Annotated in this window: 16 protein-coding genes; 9 read left to right on the forward strand and 7 right to left on the reverse strand. The window is 33.5% G+C overall.

The window, feature by feature from the left end:
* Positions 1-9: 9 nt before the first annotated feature.
* The 4 genes from C8C83_RS15555 to C8C83_RS15570 form a co-directional block, all read right to left on the reverse strand.
* Positions 10-531, reverse strand: a complete 522-nt coding sequence (locus C8C83_RS15555) for a GNAT family N-acetyltransferase (protein WP_121329340.1) — start codon at positions 529-531, stop codon at positions 10-12.
* A gap of 17 nt (positions 532-548) precedes the next feature.
* Positions 549-1,028 carry a DUF6691 family protein gene (locus tag C8C83_RS15560; RefSeq protein WP_121329341.1) on the reverse strand — a complete coding sequence of 160 codons (480 nt, stop codon included), beginning with the start codon at positions 1,026-1,028 and terminating at the stop codon, positions 549-551.
* A gap of 28 nt (positions 1,029-1,056) precedes the next feature.
* Positions 1,057-1,620, reverse strand: coding sequence for a YeeE/YedE thiosulfate transporter family protein (locus C8C83_RS15565; protein ID WP_121329342.1), 564 nt, complete (start codon positions 1,618-1,620; stop codon positions 1,057-1,059).
* 95 nt (positions 1,621-1,715) lie between these two features.
* A complete protein-coding gene (locus tag C8C83_RS15570) occupies positions 1,716-3,128 on the reverse strand; it encodes an MBL fold metallo-hydrolase (RefSeq protein ID WP_121329343.1) in 1,413 nt (470 codons plus the stop codon).
* Positions 3,129-3,363: 235 nt separating this feature from the next.
* Between C8C83_RS15570 and C8C83_RS15575 the strand changes: the two genes are divergently transcribed.
* The 3 genes from C8C83_RS15575 (at position 3,364) to cydB (ending at position 6,679) form a co-directional block, all read left to right on the forward strand.
* Positions 3,364-3,957, forward strand: a complete 594-nt coding sequence (locus C8C83_RS15575; protein WP_121330068.1) for an HD domain-containing protein — start codon at positions 3,364-3,366, stop codon at positions 3,955-3,957.
* A 296-nt stretch (positions 3,958-4,253) separates the two neighbouring features.
* Entirely contained in the window at positions 4,254-5,600 is a 1,347-nt protein-coding gene (locus C8C83_RS15580; protein WP_121329344.1) for a cytochrome ubiquinol oxidase subunit I, read from the forward strand.
* Positions 5,601-5,602: 2 nt separating this feature from the next.
* Positions 5,603-6,679: a cytochrome d ubiquinol oxidase subunit II gene (cydB, locus tag C8C83_RS15585; RefSeq protein WP_121329345.1), complete on the forward strand. Its 1,077-nt coding sequence runs from the start codon at positions 5,603-5,605 to the stop codon at positions 6,677-6,679.
* 124 nt (positions 6,680-6,803) lie between these two features.
* Here cydB and C8C83_RS15590 read toward each other — a convergent pair whose 3' ends face one another.
* The gene (locus C8C83_RS15590; protein ID WP_121329346.1) at positions 6,804-7,607 is read right to left on the reverse strand and encodes a hypothetical protein; all 804 of its coding nucleotides are present in this window, start codon (positions 7,605-7,607) and stop codon (positions 6,804-6,806) included.
* A 380-nt stretch (positions 7,608-7,987) separates the two neighbouring features.
* Here C8C83_RS15590 and C8C83_RS15595 point away from each other — a divergent pair, with 380 nt between their 5' ends.
* The 3 genes from C8C83_RS15595 (at position 7,988) to C8C83_RS15605 (ending at position 10,049) form a co-directional block, all read left to right on the forward strand.
* Positions 7,988-8,578, forward strand: coding sequence for a Crp/Fnr family transcriptional regulator (locus C8C83_RS15595; RefSeq protein ID WP_121329347.1), 591 nt, complete (start codon positions 7,988-7,990; stop codon positions 8,576-8,578).
* Positions 8,579-8,678: 100 nt separating this feature from the next.
* Positions 8,679-9,437, forward strand: coding sequence for a glucose 1-dehydrogenase (locus tag C8C83_RS15600; RefSeq protein ID WP_121329348.1), 759 nt, complete (start codon positions 8,679-8,681; stop codon positions 9,435-9,437).
* A 198-nt stretch (positions 9,438-9,635) separates the two neighbouring features.
* Positions 9,636-10,049 (forward strand): helix-turn-helix transcriptional regulator, encoded by a 414-nt coding sequence (locus C8C83_RS15605; protein ID WP_121329349.1) that lies wholly within the window; start codon positions 9,636-9,638, stop codon positions 10,047-10,049.
* A gap of 250 nt (positions 10,050-10,299) precedes the next feature.
* Here C8C83_RS15605 and C8C83_RS15610 read toward each other — a convergent pair whose 3' ends face one another.
* A complete protein-coding gene (locus C8C83_RS15610; protein WP_121329350.1) occupies positions 10,300-11,085 on the reverse strand; it encodes a sulfite exporter TauE/SafE family protein in 786 nt (261 codons plus the stop codon).
* 256 nt (positions 11,086-11,341) lie between these two features.
* Complete coding sequence (locus C8C83_RS15615; protein ID WP_121329351.1) at positions 11,342-11,968, reverse strand: Crp/Fnr family transcriptional regulator; 627 nt, start codon at positions 11,966-11,968, stop codon at positions 11,342-11,344.
* 719 nt (positions 11,969-12,687) lie between these two features.
* Between C8C83_RS15615 and C8C83_RS15620 the strand changes: the two genes are divergently transcribed.
* The 3 genes from C8C83_RS15620 to C8C83_RS15630 all read left to right on the forward strand — a co-directional run bounded on the left by C8C83_RS15620 (position 12,688) and on the right by C8C83_RS15630 (position 15,423).
* The gene (locus C8C83_RS15620; protein WP_121329352.1) at positions 12,688-12,999 is read left to right on the forward strand and encodes a rhodanese-like domain-containing protein; all 312 of its coding nucleotides are present in this window, start codon (positions 12,688-12,690) and stop codon (positions 12,997-12,999) included.
* Positions 13,000-13,076: 77 nt separating this feature from the next.
* Positions 13,077-14,657 (forward strand): NADP-dependent glyceraldehyde-3-phosphate dehydrogenase, encoded by a 1,581-nt coding sequence (locus tag C8C83_RS15625; RefSeq protein ID WP_121329353.1) that lies wholly within the window; start codon positions 13,077-13,079, stop codon positions 14,655-14,657.
* Between the two features lie 154 nt (positions 14,658-14,811).
* Positions 14,812-15,423 (forward strand): tetratricopeptide repeat protein, encoded by a 612-nt coding sequence (locus C8C83_RS15630; RefSeq protein WP_121329354.1) that lies wholly within the window; start codon positions 14,812-14,814, stop codon positions 15,421-15,423.
* The last annotated feature ends 170 nt before the right edge of the window (positions 15,424-15,593 follow it).

Here is a 15,593-nt window from a genome sequence, read left to right on the forward strand (position 1 = left end):
TTGTATTTTTTAAATCAACTTTTTTTCGAAAGCTTTTCGAGCTGCTCCTCTAAAATAGACTTCACCACAATAAGTGTAATCTAGTTTTTCTAAGATTTTCAACATCGGAACGTTGTCAAAATTAGTATCTACTTTTATGCTGGGTATATTTTTTTCGAGACATAAAACTTCTATGCTTTTAAAAAGTTTTGTTGCGATGCCTTTTCCTTTTGCCAATTTAGATACGGCTACACGATGCACAACACCGTAATCTCCATTCGTTAACCATTGACCTTCTATTTCTTCGTAAGCGGGTTCTTTATCGAATATAATTGCTGAATAGCATAAAATAGTTTCGTTTTCTGTAAGTACATATCCGTAACCATTTTTTATATCGTTAGTGATCGAAAGTTCATTAGGATAACCGTCTTGCCATTGCGAACTTCCTTCTTGACGTCTTTGTTCGATAGCATCTTGTATAATAGTCCAGATAACCGGAACTTCTGAAATATCAGCTTTTCTTAATAGCAATTGTTCTGTTGTGTTGCTCATTTTTTATATATTAAATTCTAATGAGGCAATTTATCTTTGAAGAAACCATAAACCCACGTTCCTGCAATTGCACTTACAAGAGTTATAACGATTACGGTAACTCCGGTTCCAATTTGTGCAAATAATGGTCCTGGACAAGCTCCGGTTATTGCCCAGCCAAAACCGAATAATAAACCACCATAAATTTGTCCTTTATTGAAAGTTTTAGGCTGAATTTCGATTTTTTCACCGTGAATGGTTTTAATATCGAATTTTTTAATCAGCCAGACAGATATAATTCCAACTACAACAGCGCTTCCAATTACGCCATACATAAAGAAAGATTGTAGTTGAAACATTTCCTGAATACGAAACCAACTAATGATTTCGGCTTTTACGAATACAATTCCAAAGAAGATTCCAACGATTAAATACTTAAGATTTGAGAATCCCGAATCTTTGATTTGGCTTCCGTTTATTCCTTCAGTATCTGTATTTTTATTTTCTAAATTATTCATTTTTGAAATTTTAAAGTGAAAGGATATCTTAAAGTGAAAGGATATAAGGCAGAATCAAATTAGCCATAATAAAACCACCAATCATAAAACAGATTGTGGCAACCAATGAAGGCCATTGCAAGTTTGAAATTCCCATAATCGCGTGTCCGCTTGTACATCCGCCCGCATAACGCGTCCCAAAACCAACCAGAAATCCACCAACAACAATCATGATAAAACCACGAAGCGTAAATAGACTTTCCCAAGAGAAAAGCTCTTTTGGCAATAATCCCGAATGATCCGTGATTCCGTAACTCGCTAATTGGTCTGAAAGTTTAGCGGTAATTTCAACCGGATTTGGATTTGCCAGAAAATTTGCAGCGATAATTCCGCCAAGAAAAATTCCGAAAACGAAGAATAAATTCCAGCTTTCTTTTTTCCAGTCGTATTTAAAGAATGAAATATTTGCCGGAATACAAGCCGCACAAATATGTCGCAATGACGAACTAATCCCGAAAGATTTATTTCCGATAATCAATAAAATAGGAACAGTTAACCCAATTAAAGGTCCTGCAATATACCAAGGCCATGGTTCTTTTAAAATTTCTAACATATTTTTTAAGGTTCTAAGTTGCTAAGGTTCTAAGTTACTAAGGTTTCTTTTAAGTTCAAAGACTAAAATCTTAGAACCTCAGCACCTTATATTTATTACAATACTTTACTTTGACAAACGAAATCTGATTTTGGAATATTCGTTTTTGAAATCGCTGCAAAACCGCCTTCAATTTCAGTGAAGTTTCTAAAACCGCGAGCTTGCAAAATCGAAGAAGCAATCATACTTCTGTATCCGGCAGCACAATGTAAATAGAAATGCTCATTTGGATTAATATCTTTTACCCAATCATTAATAAAAGCCAACGGTTTATTGTAAGCTTCATCAATATGTTCGGCGCTATATTCTGTTTCTTTTCGAATGTCGATTACTTTATCTTCTTTAAGATTTAATTGACTCGCAAATTGTTCCGCTGAAATTCGGTTTACCGTATCGATTTCAAAACCCGCTTTCTGCCAAGCTTCAAAACCACCTTCAAGATGTCCAACAATTGCATCAAAACCTACACGGCTTAAACGCGTTACAGTTTCTTCTTCAAGACCAGCTTCTGTTACTAATATTATAGGTTGTTTTACATCTGCAATCAAAGTTCCAACCCACGGCGCAAAATCTCCGTTGATACCAATATTAATAGATTGCGGAATAAATCCTTTATAAAAATCAACATTTTTTCTAGTATCTAAGATTAAAGCTCCGGTTTCTTCGGCTACAGCCTCAAAATCTTCTGCTTTAATAGCTTTCATTCCGTTGTGCAAAACCGATTCGAAACTTTCGTAACCTTTTTTATTCATTGCCACATTCATACTGAAATAAGCTGGCGGAGGTAATAATCCGTCTGTTACTTCGGTAATAAATTCAGCTTCAGTCATATTTTCGCGTAAAGCGTAATTCGTAGCTTTTTGATTCCCAATAGTCGAAACTGTTTCTTTACTCATGTTTTTTCCACAAGCGCTTCCTGCTCCGTGCGCAGGATAAACAATTACATCATCTGCAAGTGTCATGATTTTGTCTCTTAACGAATGAAATAAAATTCCCGCCAATTGATCCTGAGTCATTCCCGCAGCTTTCTGAGCCAAATCAGGACGACCAACATCGCCAATAAACAAAGTATCTCCAGAGAAAATCGCGTGATCTTTTCCGTTTTCGTCAATTAGTAAATACGTTGTACTTTCCATCGTGTGACCCGGAGTATGCAACGCTTTTATCGTAATATTTCCGATTTTGAATTCCTGTCCGTCTTTTGCAGAAATGCAATCAAATTCGCAAGCAGCATTTGGTCCGTAGACGATTGGAGCCTGAGTTTCTTTGCTCAAATCGATATGACCGGAAACGAAATCAGCATGGAAATGCGTCTCAAAAATATATTTCAATTTTACGTTATCGCGCTCTAATCGATCTAAATAAGGCTGAATTTCTCTAAGCGGATCAATAATGGCCGCTTCACCATTTGAAGTAATATAATAAGCACCTTGCGCTAGACATCCGGTGTAAATTTGTTCTATTTTCATGATATAAAATCTAAAATAATGAAGCACAAAGGTAACTCGGTTTTTTGGTAAATTAAGTGACTATTGTTACAGAAATTTGCTTTTTGTGTAAAAAAAACATTTGACGTTTTACCATATAAACCCTATAGGAAATTCAAAACGCGATATAATCTGCGTCAGGCTAAAATGAACTTAAATAACTTATATGGTGAGAAAAAAAATCTGCGTAATTTTACAACTGACGAAAATTATTGATATGAAAACAGAAGATTTATTCAATCAAATTGCTTTTATAAAAGAGATTGATAAAGTAAAATACATTCAGCGAAGAACAAAGCTTTTTAATAGTGACCGAAACGAAAATGATGCTGAACACAGTTGGCATTTGGCTTTGATGGCGATTGTTTTGGCTGAACATTCAAATGAGCCAATTGATGTTTTGAAAGTCGTAAAAATGGTTTTGATTCATGATATTGTTGAAATCGATGCCGGAGATATTTTTCTATACGATACGCAAATAAATCACGATAACACCGATCAAGAACGATTGGCGGCAAATCGTATTTTTGGTTTATTGCCTAAAAATCAAGCCGACGAAATGATCGCAATTTGGGAAGAATTTGAAACCGGAGAAACCAACGAAGCAAAATTCGCAAGATCTATGGACAGATTAGAACCTTTATTACAAAATACTTCTAACAATGGAGGAACATGGAAGGAATATGGCGTGCCTTATAGTAAGGTTTACGAAAAAAAGAGTGTTATAAAAGAAGGATCAAAAGAGATTTGGAATTACGCAGAAGGATTGATTAATGAAAGCGTCGAAAAAGGAATTCTCAAAAAAGAGTAATTTTTTAAACACAGAGCTCCAAGTCCAATATATCTACGATATTGTCATTTCGACGAAGGAGAAATCTTCGCAAGTAACTCTGCAACGTAAACCCAATCTTTGTCGAGTTTCTCGTGAAGATTTCTCCTTCGTCGAAATGACAAACTTTGTGGGCATCAGAATTAAATATAAGTGTTTTTTATACATATTAAATTGTTGAAAAGTTTAACAAATGTTGAGCGATAAACTTTTTTTTAAGGCAGGAATTTCGGGTTTTAATGGGTAAATTTGTGGGACTTCATAAATAAAATACCACTATGGAAGAAATGCTTTTTTATGACCGAATGCAATTCGCCTTCACAATTACTTTTCATTATCTTTTTCCGCAACTTACAATGGGTCTTTCGCTGATCATTGTTTATTTTAAGTGGAAATATCTAAAAACTCAAAACGAACAATATAATCACGCCACGCATTTCTGGATGAAAATTTTTGCCTTGAATTTTGCGATGGGCGTTGTAACCGGAATCCCAATGGAGTTTCAATTTGGAACCAATTGGGCAAAATTTTCGGAGTTAACTGGCGGAATCATTGGACAGACGCTGGCAATGGAAGGAATGTTTTCTTTCTTTCTCGAATCTTCTTTTTTAGGTTTATTTTTATTTGGAGAAAAACTCCTTGGACATAAATGGCATTTTGTAACCGGATTATTGATTTGCATTGGTTCTTGGGCAAGCGGATTTTTAATTATTGCCACACATTCCTGGATGCAGAATCCTGTAGGTTACGAAATCCTTGAAAACGGAAAATTTGTCCTTAATAATTTCCAGGCTTTATTCCTTAATCCTTGGTTGTGGCCATCTTATTTGCACAATCAGGCAGCTTCATTAGTGACAAGTTCGTTTGTTGTGGCGGGAATTGGATCTTTTTATATTCTAAGCAAAAAGAATGTTTCTTTTGGAAAATTGTTTTTGAAAACCGGTGTTATCTTCGGATTGATTTCGTGTATAATTGTAGCGGTTCCAACAGGAGATTTATTAGCTAAAAACGTAGTGAAATATCAACCTGTAACTTTTGCAGGAATGGAAGGAATTTTCCATACCGAAAAGAAAGGTTCTGAAATTGTCCTGATTGGTCAACCTGACGTAAAAGACAAAAAATTGGACAATAAAATCGCGGTTCCAAATATCCTGAGTTTCCTGACTTATGGAAACTGGAATCAGGAAATAAAAGGTTTAGATCAGTTCGAAGAAGATTTGCATCCAACCAATATTTCGGGATTGTATTATGCGTATCATATTATGGTAGGTTTAGGAACGCTTTTTATTGGATTAATGGTTTTAGCGCTTTTTCAATTAATTAGAGGGAAATTATTCGAAACCAAATGGATTTTATGGTCGCTTATGTTTATGATGCCATTTCCGTATATCGCAAATACAACCGGCTGGTACACCGCCGAATTAGGAAGACAACCTTGGCTGGTTTATAATTTATTGCGAACGGCTGCGGGAGCATCACCAACGGTTTCGTCCGGAAATACCTTGTTTACTTTACTGGGCTTTATAGGATTGTACCTTTTACTGGGAATGTTGTTTTTGCTTTTGATTGGAAAAATCATCAATAAAGGACCTCATAATGTTGAACTGAATTCAGAAAAAATATAGTTATGGAATTTTTTTGGTACGTAGTTTTAATGGGAATTCTGGCCGTTTATATTGTATTAGACGGTTACGATTTTGGAGCAGGAATAATTCATTTATTTTTTGCCAAAACAGAAAAAGATAAAAAAGCAATCACAAATGCGATTGGACCGTTTTGGGATGCCAACGAAGTTTGGATTATTGCCGCGGGAGGAGTTTTGTTTTTTGCTTTTCCAACTTTATACGCTTCGTCATTTAGCGGATTTTATTTGCCGTTGATTATGATTTTATGGCTTTTGATTTTCCGTGCAATTGGTCTCGAAATGCGCGGACAAGTGCATCATCCAATGTGGGAAAGTATTTGGGATAAAGCATTTGGAATCGCAAGTTTGCTTTTGGCATTGTTTTTTGGGATCGCCTTAGGAAATATTGTTCGAGGCGTGAATCTTGGAATGGTAACCAACGGAGTTTCGACGCAAGAAGCGCATTTTTTCTTTTTGCCTTTATGGAATCCTACTTTCAGTCCGCAAGCGAATGAATTGGGAATTATCGATTGGTTTACACTTTTCCTCGGAATTGTAAGTGTTGTCGCTTTGACGATTCATGGCGCAAACTGGATTATCTTTAAAACGAATTCTTCTTTAAATACTCAGCTTAAAAATGTAGTGTTTAAACTGAATATTGTTCTTTTGATTTTGGTTTGTATTTCGTTGCAAATCTGGCATTTTATTGAGCCAAAACCATTTCATAATTTTATTGAAACGCCAATTCTTTGGTTTTTTCCTCTAATGACTTTTGTTGGAATTTTAGGATTATTCAAAATACGTTCGTTTAAAAAAGACGGTCATGGATTTATATTTTCGACCTTATTTTTAGTTGGCGGATTTGCTTCAACAGCGGTTTCGATTTTTCCGAATGTTTTGCCTTCGACCAATAATGTAAATCCATCATTAACGATTTACAATACTGCAGCCGGAGAATACGGATTGAATGCCGGAATGAGTTGGTTTTTTATCGCTTTGTTTCTGGTGATTATTTATTTTATTATTCAATATCGCGTTTTTAGCGGAAAAATGGATGATATTGGATATGGGGAACATTAAGTTTTTTTGCCACTAATTACACGAATTTTTACGAATTAAATATTATGAATAGCCGTTGGTTTTAACCAGCGGCTTTTTGTTTTTAAGAAATAAGGCTTTAGCCAAAATGTAGCGATATAAAAACTTAATTCATTAAAAATTCAGTTTTATTAATGAGATAGGTATTCAAAACTTTTTGAAAAGACGTTAATTCGATGTTTTCAGATTTGATTATTTTTCCATCGCTGTATATTTCATATTGACCATTATTAGGAGATTTTTTGGTCCATAAAATTCCATTTTTGATTTTGCCTAATTGGTCAGTTTTTAAATATGCAGTTACGTTTTCTCCAGATTCAGATTTTATTTTTTCTCTATACTTGCTTAAATAAATTCGGAGAAGTGCATCTTCCTGAGAGAAAAAATCTGCTATTTCATTAAAAAGTAAATCAATATTTACGTTGTTTTCGGATGTTTTTAGAAAGACATATAATTTATAGCTTTTTTCATAATCGCCTTCGGGGAATTTGTCGAAATAATTATTATACAAATAGCTAAAGTTTTTATTGTCTGATATTTTGCTGTAAATCAAACTATTCGAAGGTAGATTGCTAATTTTAAAATCAAAAAATTCTATTGAGGAAATAAGGTTGCCTTTATAAAAAAACTCACTAACTTTTTTTTGATTCTTGACATATATCTTTATAACAGCGTCTTTTTCGATCTCATTTTTAATAATTATCGTGTCTTTTTCTTTAGTAAAAAAATAAATATTACCATAATAAGCAGCAGAAACCTCAACCGAAAAACTCTCGAGTTTATTATCAATATTGTATTGTTTAATAATTGCTCCGCTTTCAATATCAATTTTTTCGGTTTTCGAGTTGTTCGCTTCTTGTGCGAAAACGGAGAAACTGAATAATAACAATATTATTATTTGTTTTTTCATTCGTTTTATATTTTATCAGATTATTCTCTGTAATATCAAAAGTAGCTTATCGAATGATAAAATGTTTCTATCTCTGGGAATTATTTTTTCTCAAGTGTATGTTATAGTTTTGTTTATTCGAAAAAAGGATATATTTGGCTAAAGCCGAAATCGAATGTTTCCTAAATTCCGTTGGTTGAAACCAGCGGCTATTCAAATGTAATATCGATTATTTTTTCTAGTGTGGTTGCTTCGTTCCTCGCAATGACGTAGCGTGTGTCTTTGCGAGGAACGAAGCAATCTCATGCTTTGTGCACGTTTCGAATAGTTCTAGTATTAATATCATTTTTTGGAATAAATTTGTAAAACTATCAAGCTGCTCTAAAAATAATTAAAATTCCATGGAAGACCTGACATCATTTATTGAAAACATTAATAAGAAAGTTGTTTTGTTACCAGACGAAATGGATGTTTTATTGTCTGAGTTTAAAGTTCGGAAAATAAAGAAAAGACAATTTATTGTACAACCGGAATTTGTAAACAAGCAAAGAACTTATGTGCTTGAAGGATCTTTTCGGGCTTATGTTGTCGACGAAAAAGGTACGGAACATACGATTCAGTTTGCTATTGAAGATTGGTGGATCGCAGATTACAATAGTTATATCTACCAAACTCCGGCAACGATGTTTATTGTTGCGCTTGAAGATAGTGTGATTCTACAAATAAATCATGAAGCAGAGCAGAAACTGAAAGCGTCCAGTCATAATCTTGAAACATTATTTCGTTTAATGGCCGAAAAATCTGCGGCATTTTATGCGCGTCGGATTATTGCAATGCTTACGCAAAATGCCGAACAACGTTATAGCGAGTTTCTGGAAAAGTTTCCAAAAGTTGCGCAACGCCTTCCACAATACGCTCTTGCGTCTTACCTTAATATGACGACAGAGTTTTTATCTAAGATTCGTAATGAAAAAGTCAAGAAAAAAGGTTGAACTAGTTCAACCTTTTTTCCTAAGATACTTCAACTTTTCAGCTTGACTTAATACCCAACTTTGCTTTATCAATTAACAACTTATAATTAATAAAGTAAAGATGGAAAATTTAGGAAAATTAAACGGGAAAGTAGCATTAATAACTGGCGCATCAAAAGGTATTGGTGCAGGTATCGCTAAAGCATATGCAAATCAGGGCGCGACTGTAATCGTAAATTATGCAAGTAGTAAGTATGATGCAGATAAAGTCGTTGAGGAAATAATTGCTAACGGCGGAAAAGCAATTGCAATACAAGGGAATGTCGAAAAATCAGCAGATGTAAAACGCATTTTTGAAGAAATCGTAAAATCATTTGGAAAACTGGATATTCTAGTAAATAATGCCGGTATTTATAAATTTGCAGGAATTGATGATATTACTGAAGAATCATTCCATAATATGTTCAACATTAATGTATTGGGAAGCGTACTTACGATTCAGCAAGCGGTGAAATTATTTGGAGACAAAGGCGGCGTAATCATTAATACGGGTTCTATAGTTTCGACGCTTGATATGCCTACGACATTAATTTACACGCAAACAAAATATGCTGTTGATGCAATGACGCGCATTCTTGCCAAAGAACTTGGCCCGAAAAATATACGTATCAATTCTATTAATCCTGGATTGATCGAAACGGAAGGTTCTCATAGTTCCGGAGTTATGAATGGAGATGCAGAAAAATGGCATGTTTCTGAAACACCACTTGGGCGAGTAGGAAAACCAGAAGATATTGCAAAAGTTGCGGTATTTCTTGCTTCCGAAGATTCTAACTGGATTACTGGCGAAACCATTGCCGTTTCTGGTGGACAACGCTAAATTGAACTTTGGTTCTCAAAAACATTAAAGACAAATCCGTTTACTCTTAGGAATAAACGGATTTTTTAATTTTCATCTTTGTCAAAGTTTTAAACTTTGACAAAGATTGCGGATGAATTGTAAAATGTATCTTACAAAATAGAAGATGTATTTTATCATACCTGTAATTTTCTAAAGAATTTTAAATATCTTTGAATTATGAGCACAGCAACAAAACCAAAACATATTGGGCGAAATATTAGCCGAATCAGAGAACTTCGCGGAATGAAACAAGAAGCGCTTGCACAAGCAATTGGTTCAAACCAACAAGCGATTTCCGGAATTGAATCTAGTGAGGAAATTGATGCTAAAAAACTGGAACAAATTGCAAAAGCACTTGGAGTTACAGTAGAAGCAATTGAGAATTTTTCGGAAGAATCGGTTTTTAATTTCTTTAATAACTTTTACGATAATAGTGCAAGTAATGGTCAAGGTTCATCTGGACCTATTTTTACTTTCAATCCTCTAGATAAAGTAGTTGAACTTTATGAACGTTTGATTCAGGCTGAAAAAGAATTAGTTCAGGCAGAAAAAGAAAAGGTTGAATATCTTGAAAAGCTTTTGAAAAAATAAAAATATTAAGGGGCTTTAAGATACCTGAGTTTGCGTTAGGGATAGGAGTGATATCTCCCGAATTAGAAAAACAAGGCTTTTTAGCCGTAGTTTTTGTTAATCGGGAATTTAGTGGATAGCCCGACCGAAGGGAACGCCCAAAAAATACAAATCCGTTTACTCTTAGGAATAAACGGATTTTTTAGTTTTCATCTTTGTCAAAGTTCAAAACTTTGACAAAGATTGCTCTACAAGTAAAACTAAATTTGAATTAAAATAAAACCTCTTTTGTAATAATATAAAATCCCATTACGAGAACAAACCATCCAAAAATGGGTTTAAGTTTTGTGCCGTCTATTTTTTTAGAAAGCTGACTTCCAAGTAACATTCCCAGAAGTGCCATTGAGGAAACGCCTAATAAAAAAGTGTAATTTATGGGAGTTCCAATGTATAAATCGCCTCCAAAACCTATTGTGGAATTTATGGTAATAATCAATAATGATGTTCCTACGGCTTGTTTCATAGGTAAATTTGCAAAAAACAACAAAGCAGGAATTATTAGGAATCCACCGCCGGCACCAAGAAATCCGGTTATGATTCCAACGATGAAACCTATTATACTTAATTGTGTGTAATTTGTTTCGGTTGCTTTTATTTCGGTTTTGTTTTTTCGAATCATCGAAATCGAAGCTGTAATCATTAATATCGAAAAGATTATCATGATCAGAAAATCTTTGGAAACAGAATATGACGCAATGCAAAATAGAGTAGAAGCGATTTGAGGAAATATTACTTCACGAATAATCAGAATCGAAACCACAGACGGAATCGCAAAATACAATGCCGATTTAAGTTTTAGATTTCCCATTTTGTAATGGTTGTAACTTCCAAATAAAGCGGTTAATCCAACAATAAATAAGGAATATGAAGTGGCTTGCTCCGGATTTACTTTGAACAAATACACCAAAATAGGAATTGTCAATATCGATCCGCCGCCACCAATTAAGCCCAGTGAAATCCCGATGATGATTGAAGCAAAATAACCTAAATATTCCATTGCATTTGTTTTGATGCAAAGGTGGTTTGTAAAATAAAAACCCACAGTAACATTTATCACACAAGGATGTTTTTGTTACGGATTTATATATTGCCCGCGGATTTGGCGGATTAAACGGGTTTTCGCAGGTTTTTTCTTTTTTCTATTGATGATTAAATTTATCAATTGGAAAGTTTACGGATTAAGAGTTTTACAGTGCAAAAAAAAAAATCAGTAAAATTCAGTTTAATCCGCCAAATCCGTGGGCAAAAAAAACTTATTTTAAAAGTTCTATTTGGTTTCGGTTTAGTTTGACCAAACCTCTTTGTTCCATTTTTTTGAGTAATCTCGAAACGACTTCTCTTGAAGTATTTAATTCTGAAGCAATTTCCTGATGTGATAAATTTACTTCAGAACAACCACAAGCGTCGGAATGTCTTTTGAGATAAAATTCTAAACGTTCATCCATAGAACGGAAAGCGATATTGTCGACAACTTCTAAGACTTCTTCAAATCGATTTCTGTAGGTTTCGATTACGAATTCGTACCAGGATCTGTGTTCCATCATCCATTTATCCATCATTTGCAACGGAATCATCATTACCGAAACATCTTCGACAACTTTTGCCATAATCTGACTTTTCTCGCTTTTAGTGGCACAAATCATCGAAATGGCGCAAGCCTGACCTGGTTGTAAATAATACATTAGAAATTCGCCGCCATCTTCGCCTTCGCGATAGATTTTGATTTTTCCTTTGGTGATCAAAACTGTATTCTTAATATATTGTCCGGTTCGCATTAAAATGGTTCCGGCTTCGTAATGCTGTAAACTTCCGTTTTCTTCGATTGTCGAAATAAGTTCGTTGGAGAAATTTGGGAATATATTTTTTAATGAATTTTGCATTGGTTAAGTGTTGAAATTATTGGGCCACGGATTTTACGGATTGAACTGGTTTGCACAGATTTATTTATTTTTTTGCCACGAATTTCACGAATCAACACGAATTAATTAGTGAAAATTTGTGCAATTTGTGGCGAACAATTTTAATCCTTTAATCTGTGGCAAAAAACTATTTTTATCCACTAATTTTGGGAATCAGCAATTATTAATTCGTGCTAATTCGTGCAATTCGTGGCGAACCTTTTTAATTATTTTAATCCTTTAATCTGTGGCAAAAAACTATTTTTATCCACTAATTTTGGGAATCAGCAATTATTAATTCGTGCTAATTCGTGCAATTCGTGGCGAACCTTTTTAATCATTTTAATCCTTTAATCTGTGGCAAAAAATAAATTTTAGTATAGTAAATTAGTGAAAATTAGCGAAATTAGTGGCAAACATTTTTTATCAAATTAAAGTTAAAAACTATAATTTTTTACAAAGATAGCAGATTGGAATGGTTTAAATTATCAGAAAACTATATTTAAGATGTAAAAAGGAAAATGAAAAAATCCTATTTTCGATCGAGTTTATAGACTATATTTTTAAAAATAGTAAGTAAATTTGTCTTTCACTGATTATAATCCTTTCTCTAAAACGTTTTCTGAGAATAATAATCGAAATCGCATTTGGCACGTTTTTAATTAATAGAAACGTCGTAATTTTACAAAAACACATTTATTATGAATTTATCACAAGAAGATTGGGTTAATCAGCTAGCTGCTGACGAGAATGCAGTTATACTTGACGTAAGAACTGAAGACGAATTTAATGACGGCTATATCGAAAATGCCGTAAATATCGACATTAATAAAGGACAAGGTTTTATTTATGAAATCGAAGAATTAGATAAAAACAAAAACTATTATGTGTATTGTCGTTCTGGTGCCAGAAGTGCTAAAGCATGTCAGATAATGAATGAGTTAGGTATAAATAATGCCTACAATTTGCTTGGTGGAATCCTGGACTGGGAAGGGGAAACAGTGAATCCATAAAAGATAGAAAAAGAGGCGCGAAAAGCCTCTTTTTTCGTTTAAAATGCTATTAATAACCAAACATAAATTACCAAATTATGAGTTTAATACCAGAAGAATATCAAATTAAAACTCTTATAAATCAAGATACTTATCTTGTAAACGGAGAACTAAAACAATGGACAGGGCAAACTACACCTGTTTTTTCTACAATTTCATCTACAGAAAAATATACACCAACATTATTAGGATCGATTCCGTTTATGGCAGAGAAAGAAGCTGCCGAAGTTGTTGAAGCTGCAAATGCTGCTTATAATAAAGGACAAGGTTTATGGCCAACTATGAAAGTGGTTGATCGTATTAAATGCATGGAGAACTTCGTAAAACAAATGAAGGAAACGCGTCAGGAAGTTGTGAAGCTCCTAATGTGGGAAATTGGAAAAAATCTTGGTGATTCTGAAAAAGAGTTTGACAGAACTGTTGAATATATTTACGATACGATCGCCAGCTATAAAGAATTAAACGGACGTAGTGCGCATTTTGAAAAAGTACAAGGTGTAAACGCTATGATTCGTCGTGGACCTCTTGGAGTTGTATTGTGTCTTGGACCTTACAATTATCCGCTTAATGAAACTTTTTCTTTGTTGATTCCGGCTTTGATTATGGGAAATACTGTAATCTTTAAACCTGCAAAACATGGCGTTTTATGTATTTCGCCATTGTTGGAAGCGTTTAGAAGCAGTTTTCCAAAAGGTGTTATTAATATTGTTTATGGTAGAGGTCGTGAAGTGGCTTCTCCAATCATGAAATCTGGAAAAATTGATGTTTTGGCATTAATCGGAAACAGTAAATCTGCGATTGCATTGCAAGATCAACATCCAAATAAAAACAGATTGCGTTTGATTCTAGGTTTAGAAGCAAAAAATCCAGCGATTATTTTACCTGATGCCGATTTAGATTTGGCAATTCAGGAATGTATTGCAGGAACTTTATCATTCAACGGACAACGTTGTACGGCTTTAAAAGTACTTTATGTTCATGAATCTATTGCAGAAGAATTTAACAAACGTTTCTCTGAAAAAGTAGATGCATTGGTATTTGGAAATCCTTGGGAAAAAGGAGCTTCGTTAACACCACTTCCAGAGACTGAAAAACCAGCTTATATTCAGGGATTAATTGATGATGCAACACATAAAGGTGCAAAAATATTGAACGAAAAAGGAGGAAAACATACCGATAATTATATTTTTCCAGCGGTTCTTTATCCTGTAAATAAACAAATGCGTGTGTATCACGAAGAACAATTTGGACCAGTTGTGCCAATTATTTCTTTCAAAGATATTAGCGAACCTCTTGAAGATATGGCCGAATCAAACTACGGACAACAAGTAAGTTTATTCGGGAAAGATATTAAAACTTTGGCACCGCTTATCGATGCTTTAGTAAACTTAGTTTGTAGAGTAAACCTCAACAGTTCTTGTCAGAGAGGTCCTGATGCATTCCCTTTTACTGGTCGTAAAGATTCTGCTGTAGGAACTTTGAGTATTCCTGATGCTTTGCGCTCATTTTCAATTCGTACGTTCGTGGCTTCAAAAGATATCGCTTATAATAATGAAATTCTGCAAGAGCTATTAAATAGCAAAGAATCGAATTTTATAAATACCGATTATATTTTGTAATTCCGAGGTTATATATTAATTGTAGACGCCGTCTTTTTCTTTTTGAATTAGACGGTTTTTATTTTCTAAATAATATTAGGTGTATTTTCTTTCAAAATAAATATATTGTATTACTTTTACTACATTTTTAATTTAAAAAAAAATGAAGTCTAAAATGAAACAATCTATAATTGCATTTCTTCTCTTATTTGCATTAAACTCGTGGTCTCAAAACGATAAAAAATTATGGCTTCAGGAAAATAAGTATAATTTAGGATTATCTTACTTTCAGAAAAAACAATTTAATAAAGCTATTGAGCCTCTTTTATTTGCCTATAAAATCAATCCCGAATCGGAAATTGGCAAAGAATCAAAAATTAAAATTGATTTACTCAAACCAATTCTTAGAAATAATTTCATGAATAAGATAATTGGAACTTGGAATTTAAGTGGTAGTGAACCAACGTGGGTATACAAAGATTTAAAAAACATTAGGCTTAATGATACCTTGATGGTTGTTACAAGTCAAGAAATTGCTTTTTACGTAAAAAATATAAAAACAAAAGAAACCAGACTGATTAGAACAGATAAAATGGAATTTTATGACGTTCTTGAAAATAATAATTCAGTTACAGAAATTGTAAATTCAGATAACGAATTATGGGCTTTTATCGTAGACGAATCTCTAAATGGTCTTCATTTAATTCATAGTGGTGATGTGACTTCTTCAGGAAAAAAAGCGATCGATTTAGATAATAAAGAAGCGTATTATAGTAGAGTTAAATAAAATGAGATTCCTATTGCTGGTTTTTATATTTACAAACATCTTTTTCTTTTTAAGAATTAGATGTTTTTTTTATTTAAAAATGATATAATTTTATACAGAATTGTAACATTCATTGAGAAAACTTATCTAATATGATAATCAGTATTAAACAATCAAAATTTTGAAACCAC

Origin of the sequence: Flavobacterium sp. 90 (genome assembly GCF_004339525.1) — a bacterium.
Classification (GTDB): domain Bacteria; phylum Bacteroidota; class Bacteroidia; order Flavobacteriales; family Flavobacteriaceae; genus Flavobacterium.

Excerpts from the sequence above, each read along its gene's own strand:
- C8C83_RS15615 (WP_121329351.1), bottom strand. The coding sequence starts at position 11,968 with ATGCAAAATTCATTAAAAAATATATTCCCAAATTTCTCCAACGAACTT.
- C8C83_RS15620 (WP_121329352.1), top strand. The coding sequence starts at position 12,688 with ATGAATTTATCACAAGAAGATTGGGTTAATCAGCTAGCTGCTGACGAG.
- C8C83_RS15590 (WP_121329346.1), bottom strand. The coding sequence starts at position 7,607 with ATGAAAAAACAAATAATAATATTGTTATTATTCAGTTTCTCCGTTTTC.
- C8C83_RS15610 (WP_121329350.1), bottom strand. The coding sequence starts at position 11,085 with ATGGAATATTTAGGTTATTTTGCTTCAATCATCATCGGGATTTCACTG.
- C8C83_RS15600 (WP_121329348.1), top strand. The coding sequence starts at position 8,679 with ATGGAAAATTTAGGAAAATTAAACGGGAAAGTAGCATTAATAACTGGC.
- C8C83_RS15630 (WP_121329354.1), top strand. The coding sequence starts at position 14,812 with ATGAAACAATCTATAATTGCATTTCTTCTCTTATTTGCATTAAACTCG.
- C8C83_RS15575 (WP_121330068.1), top strand. The coding sequence starts at position 3,364 with ATGAAAACAGAAGATTTATTCAATCAAATTGCTTTTATAAAAGAGATT.
- C8C83_RS15595 (WP_121329347.1), top strand. The coding sequence starts at position 7,988 with ATGGAAGACCTGACATCATTTATTGAAAACATTAATAAGAAAGTTGTT.
- C8C83_RS15570 (WP_121329343.1), bottom strand. The coding sequence starts at position 3,128 with ATGAAAATAGAACAAATTTACACCGGATGTCTAGCGCAAGGTGCTTAT.
- C8C83_RS15605 (WP_121329349.1), top strand. The coding sequence starts at position 9,636 with ATGAGCACAGCAACAAAACCAAAACATATTGGGCGAAATATTAGCCGA.
- C8C83_RS15555 (WP_121329340.1), bottom strand. The coding sequence starts at position 531 with ATGAGCAACACAACAGAACAATTGCTATTAAGAAAAGCTGATATTTCA.
- C8C83_RS15560 (WP_121329341.1), bottom strand. The coding sequence starts at position 1,028 with ATGAATAATTTAGAAAATAAAAATACAGATACTGAAGGAATAAACGGA.
- cydB (WP_121329345.1), top strand. The coding sequence starts at position 5,603 with ATGGAATTTTTTTGGTACGTAGTTTTAATGGGAATTCTGGCCGTTTAT.
- C8C83_RS15625 (WP_121329353.1), top strand. The coding sequence starts at position 13,077 with ATGAGTTTAATACCAGAAGAATATCAAATTAAAACTCTTATAAATCAA.
- C8C83_RS15565 (WP_121329342.1), bottom strand. The coding sequence starts at position 1,620 with ATGTTAGAAATTTTAAAAGAACCATGGCCTTGGTATATTGCAGGACCT.
- C8C83_RS15580 (WP_121329344.1), top strand. The coding sequence starts at position 4,254 with ATGGAAGAAATGCTTTTTTATGACCGAATGCAATTCGCCTTCACAATT.